At 40.2% G+C, this 19,835-nt stretch carries 15 protein-coding genes; 4 read left to right on the top strand and 11 right to left on the bottom strand.

All coding sequences use genetic code 11. The annotated features are described in order from the left end of the window. Positions 1 to 12: 12 nt before the first annotated feature. Positions 13 to 2,616 carry a zinc-dependent metalloprotease gene (locus HS960_RS15850; protein WP_182330015.1) on the bottom strand — a complete coding sequence of 868 codons (2,604 nt, stop codon included), beginning with the start codon at positions 2,614 to 2,616 and terminating at the stop codon, positions 13 to 15. A gap of 382 nt (positions 2,617 to 2,998) precedes the next feature. Next, positions 2,999 to 4,393, bottom strand: a complete 1,395-nt coding sequence (locus tag HS960_RS15855; RefSeq protein ID WP_182330016.1) for a sensor histidine kinase — start codon at positions 4,391 to 4,393, stop codon at positions 2,999 to 3,001. Positions 4,394 to 4,522: 129 nt separating this feature from the next. On the opposite strand from HS960_RS15855, the gene HS960_RS15860 reads away from it, so the two are divergent. Further along, positions 4,523 to 7,696 carry an AsmA family protein gene (locus HS960_RS15860; protein ID WP_182330017.1) on the top strand — a complete coding sequence of 1,058 codons (3,174 nt, stop codon included), beginning with the start codon at positions 4,523 to 4,525 and terminating at the stop codon, positions 7,694 to 7,696. A gap of 112 nt (positions 7,697 to 7,808) precedes the next feature. After that, positions 7,809 to 8,336, top strand: a complete 528-nt coding sequence (locus HS960_RS15865) for a hypothetical protein (protein ID WP_153847911.1) — start codon at positions 7,809 to 7,811, stop codon at positions 8,334 to 8,336. A gap of 14 nt (positions 8,337 to 8,350) precedes the next feature. Here HS960_RS15865 and HS960_RS15870 read toward each other — a convergent pair whose 3' ends face one another. Both HS960_RS15870 and HS960_RS15875 read right to left on the bottom strand, forming a co-directional pair. Further along, positions 8,351 to 8,764 carry an NUDIX hydrolase gene (locus HS960_RS15870; RefSeq protein WP_088160369.1) on the bottom strand — a complete coding sequence of 138 codons (414 nt, stop codon included), beginning with the start codon at positions 8,762 to 8,764 and terminating at the stop codon, positions 8,351 to 8,353. A 135-nt stretch (positions 8,765 to 8,899) separates the two neighbouring features. Beyond that, on the bottom strand, positions 8,900 to 10,057 hold the full coding sequence (locus HS960_RS15875) for an aspartate aminotransferase family protein (protein ID WP_159731908.1): 1,158 nt from the start codon (positions 10,055 to 10,057) through the stop codon (positions 8,900 to 8,902). 219 nt (positions 10,058 to 10,276) lie between these two features. Here HS960_RS15875 and pdxR point away from each other — a divergent pair, with 219 nt between their 5' ends. Beyond that, the gene (gene pdxR / locus HS960_RS15880) at positions 10,277 to 11,710 is read left to right on the top strand and encodes a MocR-like pyridoxine biosynthesis transcription factor PdxR (RefSeq protein ID WP_182330018.1); all 1,434 of its coding nucleotides are present in this window, start codon (positions 10,277 to 10,279) and stop codon (positions 11,708 to 11,710) included. A 306-nt stretch (positions 11,711 to 12,016) separates the two neighbouring features. Continuing rightward, entirely contained in the window at positions 12,017 to 13,015 is a 999-nt protein-coding gene (locus tag HS960_RS15885; protein ID WP_159731913.1) for a beta-ketoacyl-ACP synthase III, read from the top strand. A gap of 384 nt (positions 13,016 to 13,399) precedes the next feature. On the opposite strand, the gene HS960_RS15890 is transcribed toward HS960_RS15885, so the two are convergent. From HS960_RS15890 to HS960_RS15920, 7 genes are all read right to left on the bottom strand, one after another. Next, on the bottom strand, positions 13,400 to 15,676 hold the full coding sequence (locus HS960_RS15890) for a multicopper oxidase family protein (RefSeq protein WP_182330019.1): 2,277 nt from the start codon (positions 15,674 to 15,676) through the stop codon (positions 13,400 to 13,402). 10 nt (positions 15,677 to 15,686) lie between these two features. Next, positions 15,687 to 16,151 (bottom strand): DUF2231 domain-containing protein, encoded by a 465-nt coding sequence (locus tag HS960_RS15895; RefSeq protein WP_182330021.1) that lies wholly within the window; start codon positions 16,149 to 16,151, stop codon positions 15,687 to 15,689. 4 nt (positions 16,152 to 16,155) lie between these two features. Next, entirely contained in the window at positions 16,156 to 16,821 is a 666-nt protein-coding gene (locus tag HS960_RS15900; protein ID WP_182330023.1) for a DUF3347 domain-containing protein, read from the bottom strand. Between the two features lie 12 nt (positions 16,822 to 16,833). Then, positions 16,834 to 17,265, bottom strand: coding sequence for a hypothetical protein (locus HS960_RS15905; RefSeq protein ID WP_159731919.1), 432 nt, complete (start codon positions 17,263 to 17,265; stop codon positions 16,834 to 16,836). 11 nt (positions 17,266 to 17,276) lie between these two features. Continuing rightward, the gene (locus HS960_RS15910; protein WP_182330024.1) at positions 17,277 to 18,158 is read right to left on the bottom strand and encodes a DUF3347 domain-containing protein; all 882 of its coding nucleotides are present in this window, start codon (positions 18,156 to 18,158) and stop codon (positions 17,277 to 17,279) included. A gap of 174 nt (positions 18,159 to 18,332) precedes the next feature. After that, positions 18,333 to 18,737 carry a hypothetical protein gene (locus HS960_RS15915; protein ID WP_153847902.1) on the bottom strand — a complete coding sequence of 135 codons (405 nt, stop codon included), beginning with the start codon at positions 18,735 to 18,737 and terminating at the stop codon, positions 18,333 to 18,335. 146 nt (positions 18,738 to 18,883) lie between these two features. Further along, positions 18,884 to 19,690 (bottom strand): alpha/beta hydrolase, encoded by an 807-nt coding sequence (locus tag HS960_RS15920; protein ID WP_153847901.1) that lies wholly within the window; start codon positions 19,688 to 19,690, stop codon positions 18,884 to 18,886. Between the last annotated feature and the right edge of the window lie 145 nt (positions 19,691 to 19,835).

The raw sequence follows: 19,835 nt of genomic DNA on the forward strand, positions 1-19,835 counted from the left end.
GATGTTAATATATTAGTTTAATTCTAAGGTATTTGCAATACGTAGTAAAAGATCCATGTAATGCGATTTTGTAGTCGCGTCACCTGTCCGCTGCTTTTGTTTCAACAACTGGTAAATCTCATATAGTTCAGCACGTTTATAGGTCAACATATCGGAAGTACGTATCATGCCAGTGACATGTACATTCCGAAGTCCCGTTTGTGAAGAGGATGCATGTTGCGGATGTAAACATAGATCAGGTTGTGTCGCTTCAACCAGTTGCTCAATGCCTGCCAGTTTCTTCGCATTTAATTTCTCCATGGATTTGTTTGTAGATACCATCAGAACATCCACATAGTTTTGTTGTAGCATCCGTGTTTTAAGATCCAACGATTGTCCACTGATGGTTTTAGCAAAGATCGTCTGACGTACAGAAGTTAGAAACTCAGGTGCACTCCATGCTTTTCTACTTCCAAAAAGATTTTCCATCTCAACCATACGCAGCAAACGTTCATCGTTGACCAGTTTATACAACATGGCATACTGAAATTCACGTTGTAAGTTATAAGGAGCATACTCAAATGGTCCTATTGGTGAATCTTTCAATGGAAAAGTTTTTGCCATCAGCTCTGGGACGAACAACCACTCAGGCATGTAAAAGACATTCTTCTTGAGGTATTCCAAAGCACGTACTTGTTTGTCTTTTGGTACTGGACTATAGGCATCTTTTTGATCGCCCAAAACAGCATTTTCCAGGTATATACCCCCAATATTATTTAAGACATGGTCAGCATACGCGTACCATTGTCCGACTACACCCATATATAATTTACCGGCACGGTAGTAATCATCACCTACATTAGTGGTCCAGTTGATAATATTAGGCATCATACGACGCAGATTCAGCATGCCATATTCACCAGCTTTCATCGCGTCGTCACCAAGATCTTCCGATTGAGCCCGCGGATCAACGATATTTTTAGAATCTTGCTGTTCACCGTAATGGTAAATAGGATCATGTACATGGCTGTCAATTTCCTTTCTCAACAAAGGAATTTCATCCCAAGGTTGCGTTTTGCCATACCAACGGTAAGCCCAGCCAATGGCATACTTGTCGTAAGCACCGATCACGGGAGTAATCTGTTCCACACCATCTTCGGGTTGTGCCACATAATTGAAACGAGCGTAATCCATAATTGAAGGAGCAGTCCCCCCCATTTTGGCGGTGAAGCTTTTGCTACGCAATGAATCAACAGGAAAACTTGCCGAGGAGCCCATGTTATGCATAAGACCCAAAGTATGGCCAATTTCATGGGAAGAAACAAAGCGAATGGCATGTGCCATTTTTTCATCCGAAAACACATTGGATCGTACCGATGTATCTACTATACCTGTTTGTATACGCATCCAGCTATTTAAAATCGTCATGACGTTGTGCCACCAGATCACATCGGCTTCAAGGATCTCCCCCGAGCGCGGATCGACCACTGAAGGTCCCATGGCATTAGCCTGAGCAGATGCGGCATAAACGATCGAGGATACATTGGCATCATCGGGATCAAATTTGACACTATCCGGCTGTTGTTTGGCCAGAATTGCATTTTTGAAACCAGCAGCTTCAAAGGCAACCTGCCAATCATGAACTCCATCGATGATCGCTTGTCGCCACTGTTTTGGTGTCGCCGGATCTAAATAAAAGACAATCGGTTTCTTTGGTTCGACCAACTCCCCTTTCAGATACCGCGCTTTATCTTCGTCACGCGGTTCTAAGCGCCAGCGATTGACCAGATTTTTCTTATCCAGTTCCTGTTGTTTATCATTAAAATACCAACGTGGTGAAGTAAAGAAACCTACTCTTGGATCTGCAAACCGCGCAACCATAGGATTTTCAGGCAATTCGTAAAGGTTACTTGTAATTTCTAAAGAAACCGGCACAGATTCATTACCTTCAGTCACCTTGGTAGAGAATACAGACTTCACAACGATATTATTCGCATAGGATTTAATGTCTTCAACGGTAGATATACTCGTTTTAGGTGAAGTTCCCAAACCCAAAGACGTAAACACATCCGTAAAGCTTTTTTCTGAACCGTCAAATACTTTATTGACTTTGATCACCACGGCACTTGAATCTTTTGAATAGCTTTCAATCTTAAAAGATTCGATATAAGAAGGACGGTAGTTATCATAAACTGAAGCCGCAATCGCATCACCCTTAGGTACTTCGACCTGCGGTTTAATCTCCGAAACCCACACTTCTTTTTTCTCCTTACGATGGGTAAAACGAATGACCTTATTTTCATAATTCATCCCTTTGTTTACCCCAGCCTCATTCAAGGCCAACGGTACAGAAGATAGTTTTTGGATCAACAATATATCTTGCCCCATCTTTTTCAATGGAATTTCAAAGTAGTAGTTGTTTTCTTTACGGATCACAGTAAACATTCCACTATCCACACGCGCATCTTTCAACAATTTGTCGTATGCAGCTGTAGAATCTTTCTTTGCCGTAGAATCTTTGGCAGAAGTAACCGTCTCTTTTTTTCTTAAACCTACTGTTTGCAATAATGAACAAGATTGCATTAGACCCGCCGAAAATAAAAGACCAATGGCTAGCTTAGTATAAGTGTTTTTCATCAAATAATTATTTTTGAGCTCGCTTTCAAAGGCATAAATGAGCTCGTGGCATTCTATTTGTTTTTCACTGGTGACGACGTAACATCAACCGAATATCCATTGTTGATCCTAAGCCTGTTTTAGCTTCGGATTTTGAATCAGAAAGTAATTGCATCTATTCCATGGAGGTCAATCATAAGTTGCACTTTATAAAGACCTTGGCATTTTATGGGATAAGATTAGGCTAATCACAAACTAAAACCGCTGGATTAAGAGCCAAATTTGTTAAAAATATTGTACAGAATAATACATAAAGGGATGAACACGCAATTCAGAGTGATGAACACGCACTATAAAAACATGAATACGTAGACACCTCCAATTTCATTATTCATATACAGCATTATGCGAGTGGTAATCGCACAATAAATTGCCCCGACGCTATCCCGAAATGAAAACCTGCCATGGCATAGTAACTATAGATGGATGACAAATAATTGAGCCCGTACCCCTCACCTTCAAGCTCTGCTCCCTGTCTAGGCTGCCAGTTGTTGCTAACCTCCAGCAGGTTGGTTTCGGGTATATAGATTAAACGAATAGTAAGCGGATTCTCTTTCGAAATGCGTGTATGCTTTATTGCATTCTCAATCAGCATTTGCAAACCCAAACGTGGAATTTTCTGTTCTAATAATTCTCTTGGAATATTTATATCCATATCCTGCAATGCCGCGCCGAACCGCACCTGCTGCAAAAAGAAATAGGCTTTGGCCAATTCCAGTTCCTCCCCTAGTGTAGACCATTCTGCCTCATCTGTACGCAACATTTTACGATAAACCTTGGTCATCTTTCCAATAAAAGACTTAGCCAGTTCATCGTCTTTTCCGATCAGGTACTGAAGCGACCCAAATGTATTGAAGAGAAAATGTGGATTGATCTGTTGTCGCAATTGTACAAGACGCATCTGCGTATATTCATTTTCCTGCTTCAGGGCCAGCAATTTCAATTGTTGAATCTTGCGTCGCTCCATAACATTAAAATAGATCAATACCATCGCCACCAACATCAACCCTACACCGAGCAAGATACTATAGGTCAACAATTCCTGAATTTCCTCTTCGATACTCAACAAGAGAACATACACCTTGATTTCGCCACCAACAAACAGAATGTTACAGGGATAGGAATTAACCATCACGTCCAGCTGCAGAAAATCTGACTGAACAATTTGCCCCTGTTTTGACACAGCGGCAGTATTTCTCTTTCCCCACTTTCGATTATCAGGAGAATACACACAGATGCCGCGGTCATCATAGATCTCAAAATAAGCCCGCCTTCCGAAATTGAGCTTCGCAAAATAAGCATTCAGCTTTTCGATATCCATATAGATATGATATAACCGATGATTTATTGTTCGTGTCCGTAACAATGTTAGCATCCTATGGCTCATATAATCAGGTTGACCAACCGGGATAATGACCAATAAGGAATCACCACTTTCCTTTGGATCAAAAGTGGGTTGTTCCAATATTTTTTTTTCAGAAAGGTACAGATCCTGCTGTAGCAATTCCAATTGCTTTTTGACAAGAAACATATTCTCATCGGCAAAATCGATCAAGATTCTTTTCTTAAGACGATCAACTTTATGATGGATAACACCGAGCAATCCCCCTCCTACCAGCAGCAACAACAACAAACAGACAATCAGGATAATACTATTTTTCTGTTCGGCATTTTTAAATCGAAATTTCACGGCGCAAAAATACATCAAAATTTCCAAAGCTTTAGCAAACAAGTTCATAAGAAAGGCTCTAACCCAGCCTTTTGTCAATGAAAAACGACATAATCCAAGCTCTTTTCAAAATAAATGCATCATATAACTGAGATTAATAATAATTTTCTGACTTTTGTAACCACAAAAAATTACAAAGTGTCAAAAGCTACATTTATAAAGGTTGTGAAACGTATCGCTATCGTTTTTGCAAGCATCATAGTCTTACTCGTTATCAGCATATTATCCATCCCTTATATATTCGAAAATGAAGTCAATAGCAAGGTCAAATCACTGGTAAACGAACATATCAAGGGCGAGTTAAACTACGATAAAGTGAGATTAACCTTCTTTGACCAGTTTCCACTGCTGACAGCGTCGATGGATGATGTCTTCTTAAAAGGTGCCGAACCTTTTAAGAACGATACACTACTTGCCGCAAAGAAAGTAAGTTTTGGTGTGGATTTGATGAGCCTGCTCAAATCCAAAATTGTCATCGATAAATTTATCGTGAACAGCGGAAAGATCAACATCCTGGTAGACTCCCTGGGTAATGCCAATTACAATATTTATAAATCTAGCCCCGCTGATTCCACAAAAACACAAGACAATTCCGAAAGCAGTGCTTTAGCCTTCCAACTGATTAAACTGGAAAAAACCAATCTACATTACGAAGACCGCTCTATTCCGCTTAAGATAGAAGCAAAGGATTTGGAATATGAAGGCAAAGGGGATCTCATGTCAAATATATTTGACTTAAATACACGGGCAAAAATTGCATCTTTCTCCTTCTCTTTTGACAACGAACTATATGTGGACCGAAAATCAATTGATGCCAATTTACTTACACGTATCAATACCAACAACTTGTCATTCGTATTTGAACGAAACGATATCAAGATTAACCAGCTACCGGTTCGATTCAGAGGGCTCCTGTCATTTATATCCCATGGATATCACCTTGATTTTAAATTAAAATCACAGGAAAGTACCCTGGCCGAATTACTTTCATTAGTCCCAAATAGCTATGCTTCTTGGATCAAGGACCTCTCCGTGAAAGGTACATCTGAGGTTTTTGTTAATCTAGAAGGTGATTATATTGTCGACAACAACAAAATGCCTAATCTTTCACTTGGGCTCATGGTCAACAATGGCTTTCTCGCGTATAAACAATCCACCAATCCGCTAACAGACTGGAACGCAAAATTACGGATAGACTTGCCGGCACTGAATCCGGACTCGCTACAAATTGATCTTAAACAATTTGACTTTAAAGTTGCTTCAGGCTATTTCAATGCACAGGGCAACATTGCGGGTTTACACCCTGTAACCGTGCATGCCAACATAAAAAGTGATCTTAATCTCGATAAACTCCATGCCTCGCTACAGTTTCCCGATTTTTCTTTCGGTGGGAAATGGAATCTTGACGCAAAAATCGACGGAACATACGCCAAAGCTATTCGTAAGGTAGGACTTCAAAAACGCGAACAGGAATACGTCGCATCCATTCCTACTTTTGATATCAAAAATACACTCGTAGATGGTAAATTCAAATTGGCTAACCTCCCACAAGGATTGGACAAAATTGCTTATCGTCTGGAAGCAAAGGATCCCGATGGCCAGTTAAAAAGTGCATCAATAGCAATCCATGACATTTCTGTTCAGGCACTTAACAACTATATAAAAGGATTTATTTCAATAACAGATTTTAATAAAATTGCAGTCAATTCGGATTTAAAGGCATCATTTAATTTAGCAGATATCAAAAATTTCTACCCAATTAAACAAGTCGAATTGGCAGGATTGGTGGATGTCAACCTCATAGCAAAAGGTTATGTGGATCTCAAACGAAACATTTTTCCCGAAACCAATACGTCCATCGTGATGAAGAATGGGTTAATCAAGTCAAATGATTATCCTATCCCGATGGAAAATATTCAGGTCGAAGCTTTTGTCAATAGCGAAAAAGGTTCACTTCGAGATCTGAATATCAAAATTCTACCGGTATCATTTACATTTGCGGGTGAACCTTTTTTCTTGAATGCAGACCTCAAGAACTTCAATAACATCAAATACAACATACAGTCCAAGGGTAAGCTCAATCTCGGCCCTATTTATAAACTCTTTGCATTGGATGGCACCAATGTCGATGGCTTTATCTATACAGATTTCAGTTTAAAAGGCTTACAGAGCGATGCCACCAATGGTCATTATAACCGACTCCAAAATAGCGGTCGGTTAAGTATTGGAAATATCCAAGTTCAGTCCGACATGCTTCCACAGCCTATTGCAATTAGAAGTGGGAACTTCAGTTTTAATCAGGAGAAAATGAATTTCGATAAATTCCTGGTTGCCTATGCTAAGAATAATATTTCCATCAAAGGATACCTCAACAATATTATTAATTATGCAACAAGTAGTCAAGCACCGTTAAAAGGTCAATTTACACTCAGCAGCAAGAAAATCAATGTGGATGATTTTATGGTTTTTGCCGCCCCTAGTTCGTCTACAACAACAAGCTCCTCCGAAAGCGGTGTGGTTCTTCTCCCCAAAAATTTGGACGTTCAGGTCTTAGGGCTTGTCAACGCCATATCATATAACAAAATGAATATCAAAGATTTCAAAGGGGACCTACAGGTAAAAGAAGGTAAGATGACACTGAATAAGACAAACTTTGAACTCGCGGGACTGAAAGTAGATATGAACGGAAGTTATCGTCCCATAAATCCACGTCGAGCAAGTTTTGATTATGCTGTGAAAGCCGACAGCTTTGATATTCAACGCGCTTACAAAGAGATACCGATGTTCAGAGAAATGGTTAGCTCTGCTAAAAATGCTTATGGCCTTGTTTCATTGGATTACAAATTGGGTGGCCTATTGAATGGCAATATGCAACCAGTAATGCCTTCTATCGTCGGCGAGGGATCCTTAACGCTAAATCAGATTAAGTTCAGAGGCTTCAAACTACTCAATGGAATTAGTCAATCTACCTCCAAGGAAAAATTGAAGGATGGCGAAGTAAAAAAAGTTGTTATTAAATCCCACATCAAAAATAATGTGATGACCATCGAACGCACGAAAATGAGAATGATGGGATTCAGGCCTCGCTTTGAAGGTCAAGTGACTTTAGACGGACGTATGAACCTAGGTTTTAGACTGGGCTTACCTCCTTTTGGAATCTTTGGGATACCTATGCGAATTACGGGCACTCCAGATAACTTTCACTTAAAAATGGGAAAATACAAAGAAGAGGATCTCGACATGGACATGGATGACGAGGACAGTAAAGTATATAAAGAATCTCAAAAGGTGCAAGAAACACAGGCTAAATAAACGCGCAATTAGTTTTAGTAAATTCATTCGACACAATAGTGCTGAATTAAAAACGTTATTAAGTTAACAGAAAGATTTGTTAACTTAATAACGTTTTTAATTGTTGAAAACTATGAGATACATACTAATTATACCCATTGCGGTTCTATCCATCTGCAGTTGGTCCAGTTTCAATACCGTTAACGATCAGAAAAATCCCTTATATGGGAAAGTATTCCGTGAGATCAATGAAATTGCTGAATTAAAATCTTATACCTACGCAACTGGCGCACTTATTGAAACCGACAAGAATGCACATGGGGACTATCGCTTTGCTGCCGGCTATTTTACAAATGCCAAAAATGGTGTTTGTATTTTAGAGGAATTGTTACCCGATGATAGCAAAGGTAAAGTCAAATACAAGATTTTGGATACCATCAATATCCAAAAACTGAAGTCCAACGAGCAGCTCAGCTTATGCAACTGCAAGCAAGGTGACAAACCAAACAGTGAAATTATAGCCATTAGCCGGGTCGATGAAAGCAAAGAATATTTCGACAAAATCGTCAAGGCATGGCGCATGGATACCAAAAGCCAGAAAATTATTCCTTTAAAAGACACAAAAGGTATAAGCTGTCTCAATGAAGGCTACGGAATCTAGTAGCGACAGGGTTTTTAAATCAATCCGTCAGCCTTCAACTTGTCAAACACATGCAAAACGCCAATGACCTGGATAGGTTCTTCCTGGTACTCTTGGTGTGAAAAATAACGAACGGCGCCAATCTCATTACTGGGTTCGATCTGCTCTGTTAATGGATACAGAAAACAATCTTGTTCCATGATAACCTCCGGCACAAGCCCGTATGCCGGGGCTGTAACATGGCAATAATAGGATATTTTATCCGGATCCAGATTGATATTTAGCTCCTCTAAAATCTCGCGACGAAGGGACTGCAGAGCTTCCTCCCCCGCATCAATCTTTCCACCCGGCAGATACCATGCCTTTCTATTGTTGCTATACGCTAATAATAATTTATCTTCCTTAATACTCACTAAACCCGCTGTAGGCAAACATTTTGTTGTTGTCATGAAATGTATTATAAGCTATTACTGATTAAATACGCTAGATGTGAAATTACTTCTTTTACGACATTTATCAAAGCGCGACAGCTAATTTGGAGAATCCTTCATTAAAACTTTGCACAAAATCAATAGAGAGGCTAATCAATATCCCGAAACATCATAGGCTAGTTTCTCTTTGAGCACAAGCTTCCGTAGGCTCTTCAAAAAAGTCTCCGCATGATTTATGGTAAAACACAGCGGCGGTAATAGACGGAGGGTATAGCGTCCTGCATATCCTGTAAAAATCTTTTCAGAAAACAGAAGTACATCCCGCAGATGTCGAATATCGTTTTCAAACTCTACGCCAATCATCAAACCTTGCCCCCTAACTTCACTCACGCCATGAATTTTTCTTAATTCTGTCAACAAAAATTCACCTACAGCTGCGGCATTATCAATCAATTGCTCCTTTTGAATTACATCAAGTACAGCCAGAGCTGCCGCGCAGATCACATGACTACCACCAAAAGTAGTACCCAATTGCCCTATGACCGGCTTTATCTTAGGCGAAATAATTGTTGCCCCCATCGGCAGCCCATTTGCAATCCCTTTGGCCACCGTAATTAGATCGGCTTCTATCCCAGCATGCTGATGTGCAAAGAAAAGTCCCGTGCGCCCATACCCGCATTGAATTTCATCCAAAATAAGCATGGTCCCAGTTTTCGTGCAAATTGCTCTTACTTCCTGTAAGAAACTAGTACTTGCCCGATGAATTCCCCCGACACCTTGAATAGGTTCAATAATGACCGCACAATATTCTTCCGTTTCCAATTGTTTTTTCAAACTGGAGATCTCATTGAAAGGTGTAAAGACAAATTGTTCACTTTCATTTAATGGTGCACGAATTGACTGGATATCCGTTGCCGCAACCGCAGCTGAGGTTCTCCCATGAAACGCATTGGACATCGCCAATACTTTCCTCCTTCCCGTATGGAACGAAGCTAACTTCAGTGCATTTTCATTTGCTTCAGCTCCCGAATTACTGTAAAAAATAGCATACGTCGGATAACCACAGGCACTGCCTAAGCGTTCGGCCAAACGATCCTGAAGATCGTTTGTAACTGCATTTGAATAAAATCCGATCTTGTTCATCTGTTGTATAGTTTGCTCAACAACATGCGGATGACTATGCCCAACAGAAATAACGGCATGACCACCATAGAGATCTAGATAGGCCTGCTGCTGTTTATCATAGACAAAGCAACCAAGGGCTCGTTCGATCGCAATATCAACTTTCTCAAAAACGGGAAATGGTTTCATGAATGACTTAGAATTAGTAAAACTCAAAAATCCACTTAAATCCCCTTTCATTCCTAGTCCAAGATGGTTATTTATTACTAGTCCAGCCGACACAGGCAATAAACAAAATAACTCATCTTAAATAGAATAGCGCAGCACTGCTCATGCGCCATCTATCGAATGTATTTTAATCCTGCAGAACAATTGTATATTTGAACAATTACCCGATACAACAGCCTCATGCTTAGACCTTGGAATTTAACGATAGATATTGACAGATCCTCTTCAAAAGCGATTTACATCCAAATAGCGGATAACATTGCTGCTGATATTCAATCTGGTAGATTGCCGAAGGGAACGGCCTTACCGAGTAGCAGATCTCTTGCAGCCCAACTAAAATTAAACCGAAACACGGTAATTGATGCCATACAGTTGCTGTTGAGTGAAGGCTGGCTGGTTAGTCAAGCACGTAGAGGTATATTTGTAGCGGCCCAATTACCTTATGGCTCGAACCTATATGTTGCACAAAAGATCGAATTATCTGATCATCAGCCTCCAACACGCATTATATTCGATGACGGTAATCCAGACAGTAAGATTGCCCCGGTAGAACAGCTCGGACGGGCCTATCGCCAAATTTTTAAACGTAGCGCACGTTGGAAAATGATGGGATATGCCGATCCCCGAGGTCATCTAGATTTTCGTGAAGAAATCGCCAATATGCTCAACATCGAACGCAACATGCACATCGATAAAAACAAGCTATGCATCAGTCGTGGAAGCCAAATGGCCATGTACTTGGTCGCCCAATGCCTATTACAGCACGATGATTATATCTTTGTAGAGTCCCCTGGATACCATTCAGCCTGGAAGATCTTTGAAAAAGCCGGCGCGAAATTGATTCCTATCCCTGTCGATACCGATGGTCTTATCGTTGAAGAACTACTGCCTCATTTATTGAAAAAGAGCAATATTAAGGCGCTGTACCTTACCCCACATCGACAGTATCCAACCACTGTCACATTAAGCAAAGAACGGAGATCACAATTAATAGCATTATCCAACCAATATAACTTCACGATCATCGAGGATGATTACGACTACGAATTTCATTTTGAACAAGTTCCCTATTACCCGCTCGCTTCACAGCAGGAACTGATCAATACAGTTTACATTGGTACGCTGAGCAAAGTTGTCGCACCAGCACTCCGTATCGGTTATCTTGCGACGAGAAACGAGCATTTGCTCCAGCAGATTACCGAACTTCGCTACATCATCGATATCCAAGGTGACAATATTATGGAGCAAGCTGTACTGGAACTCATTCAGGATGGAACAATTCGTAGACATATCCGAAAAGCAACACAGCTTTACAAAAGGAAACGTGATTTTATGATCGCCCAATTGGACAAACATCTGCAGGATCATGTGAACTATATTTCTCCACAAGGGGGATTGGCGGTTTGGCTATCTTTTAAACATCAAATCGACTGGGCATTTTTATTCCAAAAATTAAAGGAAAGATCAGTACATATACCGCATCCCGAAAACTACAGCAGAGAAAATGTTTTTGGCGGAATACGACTCGGCTACGGATCCTTATTAGAGGAATTGATCGAAGAAGGAATAGTCATTTTGGCTGAACTTTTGGAACAGGCAAAACTCTCCTCCTAATGGTTTGAAACACAAAAAGCAACTAGACTATTTTCCAATTCGGACGGACTTCATTAGATTAAAATTCTGAAAAAACAAGCACATTCAATATTTAATTCCGCCTCATAAAGACCGATTAAAAGATTAGTATAGGTAATACGTAAAAAACAGTTAAAAATGCTGATAAAACGTAATTATTTTGTCAAAAATCAATTTTTTCACTTATTAATCGCATAAATTAACCGTAGTTTTACGGCGCAAAAGACACACGAGTAATTCCTAATAGGATAGCTATATAATAAGAGAGAGAATAGAGTACATTAATTTATGACTGAGAGAATACCCAGCAGGCCATATGCAGCAATAACTGGTATTGGCGGATATATTCCACCGAATAAAAGATCGAATACAGATTTGGAGCAGTTTTGCGATACATCCGATGAGTGGATTATCAAACGCACAGGTATTAAGGAGCGGAGAATTTTAGAAGAAAATCTTGCCACATCAGACATGGCTGTAAAAGCTATACAAGATTTGGCAACACAATATCATAAAAATCTGAACGATGTAGATGCCCTAATTGTGGCGACTTCTACACCTGATATGCCTATGCCGGCAACAGCAAATATCATTTTAGAAAAATTAGGTCTTACCAATGTTTGGGCTTTTGATGTCAATGCTGCGTGCTCTGGATTTTTATATGCCTTAGATATGGCTTCTGCTCTCGTTGAGACTGGACGTTATAAAAATGTACTCGTAGTCGGAGCCGACAACATCAGTACTTATGTCGATTTAAGAGACCGATCAACCAATATTCTTTTCGGTGATGGCGCTGGTGTGATATGGCTTGAGCCATCTCTAGAAGGTGGAATTATGGATGCCTATCTATGTAGCAATGGAGCGGGAAAAGAATTTTTAAAAATTGAAGCCGGCGGTTCTTTGTATCCAATCGACAGCAATCTTCCTGTTAACGACAACAGATTCCTGAAACAAGATGGTAAAACTGTATTTAGACATGCTGTGCAGTCTATGAGCGATGCCTGTAATACGGTTTTGCAACGCAACAACCTACAGATTGAAGATATCAATTGGTTAATCCCACATCAGGCTAATCAGCGCATCATTGATGCCGTTGGGCGTAGTCTTAATATACCACAAGATAGAGCGTTAAGTAATATCGAATACCTAGGAAATACCATTGCTGCCACGATTCCACTATGTATCTGGCAAAATATTAAAAAATTAAATACCGGTGATTTAGTCATGTTAACCGCCTTTGGTGCCGGTTTCTCTTGGGGAGCCAGCATATTTAAATGGATGATTTAAGCGATCAAAAACTTTAGTCGTCATAAATTCACACTAAAATAAAACCCCAGGAATCAATGATTTCTGGGGTTTTTCTTTATTTCCCGCTACCAAAAACAGGATCGCCATTGCGCAAGAAGAATCGAACCTATCCTCTTTTTTACAGGCAGCACCGTGAAGAAGAAAGGAATAAATAATGGGGAGTTTATAGGGACCTTATACGGACCTTATAGGGACCTCATTCGGATAAAAGCGTCTAAAGTCCGATTTAATTCCCAATGATATACCAATAAAATCAGTATTATTTCAGAAGATGTCCTCCATTTATCCTCTCTTTTAATGGCAAAAGAAAAGGGGGCTTTGCATCGCAAAGCCCCCTTTAAAACTCCAATAAAATCTACGCTTTTAATAATTTAATGACAAACCCACACCAAAACCCATATCACTATCATAATGCGTTCTAAAAGCCATATTTTTGGTGATGACATAATTTAGTCCCGCCATATATTCAAGGTCCGAGTTAACCATAAAATCACCACGGATTCTTCTAGCGATCGGAATATCTTCTCGCATCAGCTGCAATCTGACAATACCATCGTGATACACCTCCGCCTGAAAATTGACCAACATGGGTAAAGTATACATAAAACCCAGACTTAAGGCTTTGCGACTATCTTTTTTATTGGCCTGTCCAAAAATATTTTTCTCATGTTCATCCTCTCCCATACGGCGATAACGATAATCAAAACCTACAAATGGCATAAACCATTGCATCTTCCCAAAGTATCTACCCAGGTGGGTTTCCACCTCATAGCCATGCATATCGTTATACCCTAATCGCCATTCGGAACCAAGCTGCCAACGCGCATTCTGAAACATGGCCTGACCGTCATTTCCATTGGTCGCAAAATCATTTTGCGCCATAAAATGGGTCATATTACTTTCCATTTGCAATTCCTTATAGGCTTTGGCTTTGTCTGGAAGATTGGGATTTTTATAATCGTCCACAGCAAACACGCGGTTCATCCCAGCCATCATATGATACAGGATGTGGCAATGAAAAAACCAGTCACCTTCTTCATTTGCTAAGAATTCGATCGTATCCGTCTCCATCGGCATGATATCAACCACATTTTTCAATGGCGCTTTTGATCCTTTTCCATTCAACAGTCTAAAGTCAAAGCCATGCAGATGTATTGGATGACGCATCATCGAATTATTATAGATGGTAATGCGCAATACCTCACCCTTTTTTACAGGTATCTTATCCGTTTCAGAGAGAATTTTATTGTCCATGCTCCATACATAACGACTCATATTTCCCGTAAGCGTAAATTTAAGATCTCGTATCGGCGCTTCTTTAGGCAGTTCCGTCGCCTGGGGAGATTCCAACATCGCATAGTTTAGCGTTACAATATCGCCCAATGCATTAGCATTATAACGATTTGGATCTTCTTCCATCTTCATTTGTCCATGATCCATACCGCTATGTTTACTGTGATCTTCCTTTTTCTTTCCATCACCTGTAATTTCGGGATACATCACCACATTCATATCCATCTGATTCAAGCTCATCTTCATGCCCATATCATTGAGATCCCCATTCATCTTCATCATATCGTTCATCATCTTCATGCCTTCAAAATATTTAAGGCGGGGAAGTGGAGAAATCAACTGTTTGATGCCATTTCCGACAAAATAACTCGCAGATTGCGTTCGATCTTCTGTTGTTGCCATGAATTCGTAAGCTGTACCTTCATTTGGGATTGTTACAACGACATCATAAGTCTCCGATACGGCAATCATTAATCGATCGACCTCCACCGGTACCACATCATTCCCATCATTGGCAACAACGGTAATTTTGCCACCTGCATAGCGCAGCCAAAAATAAGACGAAGCACCGCCATTGGAAATTCGTAAATGCACTTTATCTCCTGCTTTCAAAGCTTTACCATTCACCGATTTTAAATCCGTGGAATGAGCCCCGTTCATCAAGACCTTATCATAATACACATCACTGACATCCATTGCCAGCTGACGTTTCCATTCATTCGTAACTTTCGTCTTAAACTTCCCTTCTTTAAAAGCTTCAACGTACGATTGTGTAGCCCCTTTTTTTATCGCGGCCCAATCGTTGGCCGTGTGTAGCATCCGCTGAATGTTATTGGGGTTATAATTTGTCCACTCACTCAATATGACCGGAATCGTGGGTAAATCATCAATTCCTTTCCGGAAAGTCTTATCATCTGCACGCTTGTTGAGAATAAGACTACCATACATACCGATCTGTTCCTGCAGGCCGGAATGCGAATGATACCAGTGTGTACCGTGCTGGATTATCGGAAAGCGATAGGTATAAGTCGAATTCGGCTTTATAGGTTCCTGCGTCAGGTGTGGCACACCGTCTTCTTTGTTCGGCAGAAAAATACCATGCCAATGTAGCGACGTACTCTCCTTTAACTCATTGTGAACAACAATTTCCGCCGTATCTCCTTCAGTAAAAGTCAGGGTAGGCATCGGAATCTGTCCGTTTACAGCGATTGCCCGTTTTGATTTGCCGGCATAATTGACAATGGTATCCCGTACATAAAGGTCATGACGAACCACTTTCTGGGCCAGCACTGTCAGTTGTGTCATCAATAATAAAACAACCGTTAATATATTACTCTTTTTACGCATGTTCATTCATTTAATTGATTAGTATTCCATTTCCCATCGGTCCTACGCCATATTGGTAGACCAGTCTAGCCCCGTGATGCCCTGTGATAAATAGTGTCACCGATAAACTTATCAACAAAATCAATATCAAATAGTTTATCCAAGCACCTGTATCTTTCCGCAAACCAACAAAATGCAGGACTGTTGTACTACTTGCAAGCCAAAAGCTGATCCAGGCAAAACGTTGATGGATCTCAAAAACCGCAAAGGCTCCTTCATCGGCATCGCCTGAAATATGGGTTGCGGTATGAATTGCAGCAAGCGCTCCAAGTGTTCCCAATAACAACAATCCAAAAGTCAGTACAGTGAAAGGACGTCGATGTTTTTTTAACAATAAGGCACCAATATGACTGATCAACGCCATCAACAAAAGTACAATCGGAAAATGCACCAATAGCGGATGTAAACTAGGCAGTCCTTCGAATAAGCCTTTCATTGTTTTATTGTATTGTTTCTACGATAGATCCACAGGTGGGCATTGATTGACCTAGATAAGGATTTTCAATTTTCTTTTGTGTGCTCAACCAATTGGCTTCTTTTCCATCACGATATATAGGGCAGTGTTGATAATAGACCGTAATTTCAGGTTTGACAGATTTCATCAACACATACATATTTTTGGAAAGGGTCACAAAGTGCTCCCGCTGATGTTCATTTTCCTTAATTCCAGCGATATGTTCTGTATCGAAAGCCAATTTTCGTTGATATTCCTTCCAAAGCTTTCCTTGAACAGCATCCAATTGTTCGCTATTAACTTTTTCAATGGCAGCCTGGATTCCTTTCGCAGCTGCCTGTGCAGCCGCTCCATTATCCTTAACCAATGCATCTTTCAGTTCGAAATAGGCACTGTATAAGCCTGCAAAAGGATTACTTGCTGTTTTTAGATTAACTTTCTCAGTGGATGATTCTATTTTTGCAGCGGTATTACTTACGCCGGCCGCCTCTTCTTTAGTCAAAGCGGTATCGCCTTTGCCTTTGTCTACAGCTATCGTTGCGGTATCCTCAGCAACAGCGACCATATGATCTGCATGTGTATTTTTGGATGTTGAATTGTTGCATGCAACGAATATCAAAGCCGTCGCCACAATTAGCATAAACTTTTTCATAATTAAGTGTATTTATAGGTTTAGATTTTTAATGTAATTTCGATAGTTTGCTTCGTTTTCAAAATAGGAAACTTCACCCTGATCGCCGGTAATTGCGATGGAAGCCGTCGCCTTATCTACTTCTCTTTTTGAAAAAGGATCGATGGCTACACGTACCACAGCTTCTTGGGGTATGCGCTTTTTACACATTTCACAGCAGCCATAATAATCCTTACCCTCGTGTCTGACCAGCAATTGTTTTTTCCCCATAAAAGCATCATTCACCATGCAAACTTGTGCTGTAGGCACAAGATCGCCCACCTTGTATTGAACGGACTGTACAGGCAAATTGATAGCAGGATCAGTCGAAACTATTCGATCTTCAGCTTTGGTATTCGTTTGTGAACCACTACAGGCCGTTAAAGACAACACAACAACCGATAGGATAGCTAGGAAATAATTCATAACGCAGCCGATTAGTTTAACGTTTCTACTGTACTTCCACAACTGATCATTTGTGCACCAAAGAATGGGTTTTTCACGGCATTCTCCTTACTTAACCAATGCGCTCCCTTGCCTTCATTAAACATGGGGCAATGCTGATAATAAATAGGTCCATCCACTTTACTCACCTTCAGAAGCTCATACAACGTATTTGAAAGAGATGCAAAAGCCACACGTTGCTTAGCCACATCTTTATTTTTAGTTATACCTGCCGCATCGGTTGCCAGCTTATTCATAACCTTCATCCATACGGTATGTTCATCATGGCTAAGTTTATTCATATCGACAGCTTTGATTGCTGCTTGAAATGCCTCTGCCTGAGCTGCAGCCGCCACCGCATCTGTCTTCACCAAAGCATCCTTTAGCGCAAAATAAGGATTTGTCAACAGCGCAAACGCGGTCTTTTCATCGGCTGATTTTGTATTCGCCGAAGGTTGAATTGTTGTTTGTACGCCCTGGCCATGGTTCGTATGATCAACCTGATGTTCAGTACCATTTTTTAATGCGGGTTTTAAGATTCGTTCATATTGTTCAGCTTTTGCCAATTGAATATAAGCATCATCTGGAGCCAGAAATTTTTCATTGTCGAACCCCGCCAATGCAATACGCTTAAGGACCTCATCCGCGCTTGTTTTTGAAGAGTCGTAGGTAACAACTGCTAGCTTGGTTGTCTGATTCCAGTCAACTTTAGCAAATTGTCCGTCCTTGCCTTCTTTTTCAATGATCGTTTTAACAGCCGGAGTATTTCCAAAAATCTTTACAGTAGCTGTCTTTGCATTTTTAATTTGTGCATGTGTATGTTGGGTGGATAGTAATACAGGGATTACCAAACCAAGTAATGAAATTAATCTCATGATTATGATATGTAGTATATAAAAGAATACTGACGAAAAAACCCTTCTACAGCGATTTACTGTATTTGCGTATTGAATCCGATAGATTCAAAGGGATTTTCATAAGCTAAATAAACGGGGTTTTGGATAGAGAAACCGATCCAAACAGACATAGCATAGGCTATCAGTCTAACATTAAGCGATCTGAGGAGGTTGCCAAATGGAAAAATAGGCATCTGCGCAATAAGGTTGTTTATAACGCGCATAAGCGTTTAATGCATCAGCATGTAAGGGTAAAATAAGCTGAGCTTCGATCACTGAAACAATAGGATTACATTGCAGGGAGGTGCGGCATGATTTTTCGCCACAATGTTTACCACAGTCATCCCCATGGTGATCAGATTGTGGCGATTCAGCTCTTTCATCTTTACAACAATCTTCTGTTCCGACGTCTTTTATATGTTGTCTTTCATCAAGACAACAGGATTTTTCTTCCTGTTTTGGCTTTTCGGACGGTTCGTGGCAGGCAAATAACCTATTTGGTGCTAAAAAAAGCCCCAGCATACAGATTACAAATACGATATTGCGTTTTGCCCACATAACGGATTAAATTTGAAAAGTAGAGATGTGCTACTTTGGAGGTAAATTTCGGTAGAATTTACGAATGTACAATTGTAATATTTCTTATTTTGTTTATAATATTTTGATTTGATGTATTTCCGATTCTCGGCCTGACCACATAAAAACTATTTTTCGAGTCCTTTGATCCAGTTAAGCATCAATAGGCAACCGGGTGCATACACTCCTCCATGATCAAAACCCTGCAGTTGGTACAACGAGGTTTTGGTATGCCCAACCTGTTTTAAGATCGCTGCCAAATGCGCGTTTTCCTCAAACCGTGCGGCCATTTCCAATTGTTGATCGCCGGTGATCAGGAGAATTGGCGGTGCATCCTTCCGGGCAAAAGAAAGTGGTGCAAACTGGTCAATCTGGGGGATCACCATAGATTGACCACGTTCCTTTTTAATTGTATAATGCGTATTTGTTTGCCCACTAATCGGCGCCAGCCCTTTTATATTATTTGCATCAACACCAAATTTTTGAAGGTAATGTTTATCCAAACCAACCATTAAAGCCAGGTATCCGCCTGCAGAATGCCCCGACACATAAATTTTTGAGGGGTCTCCACCATAGCTGGCAATATGTGAAAATGTCCATGCAACAGCCTCAGCAGCATCTTCAATATAGCTCGGCGATTTCGCTTTGGGGCTTAGCCGATAATTTACCGCTACAACCGCTACACCTTTCTCTTTAAGTTCAAGTGGAATAAATTTATTTCCCTCCTCTAGTCCACCTCCATGAAACCATACGATGGTAGCAAAATTTTTACGATCAGTCGGGATATAGATATCCAATTTACAACGTTCTTTCTTATAAGAATCTGGTTCATCAGGTTTACAATAGGCAACGTCGGTTGTCGTTTTATATTGCTGCGCAAAAATCAAACTCGGTGAAAACAGAAAAAAGAAGATAACAAGCAATTTGGAGGACATATAAATCGTATTTAAGTGTTAAATAGCTTAAAGTTAACAAAACTCAATCAAAACTATTTGGTTGAGCTAAAATAAGTTTCAACTTTACACTTTTTATTTTATATTGATAATTATCTGGCGATAGATATAACAAAACCCAAATTTT

The organism is Sphingobacterium paramultivorum (assembly GCF_014109745.1).
In the GTDB taxonomy this organism is placed as follows: domain Bacteria; phylum Bacteroidota; class Bacteroidia; order Sphingobacteriales; family Sphingobacteriaceae; genus Sphingobacterium; species Sphingobacterium paramultivorum.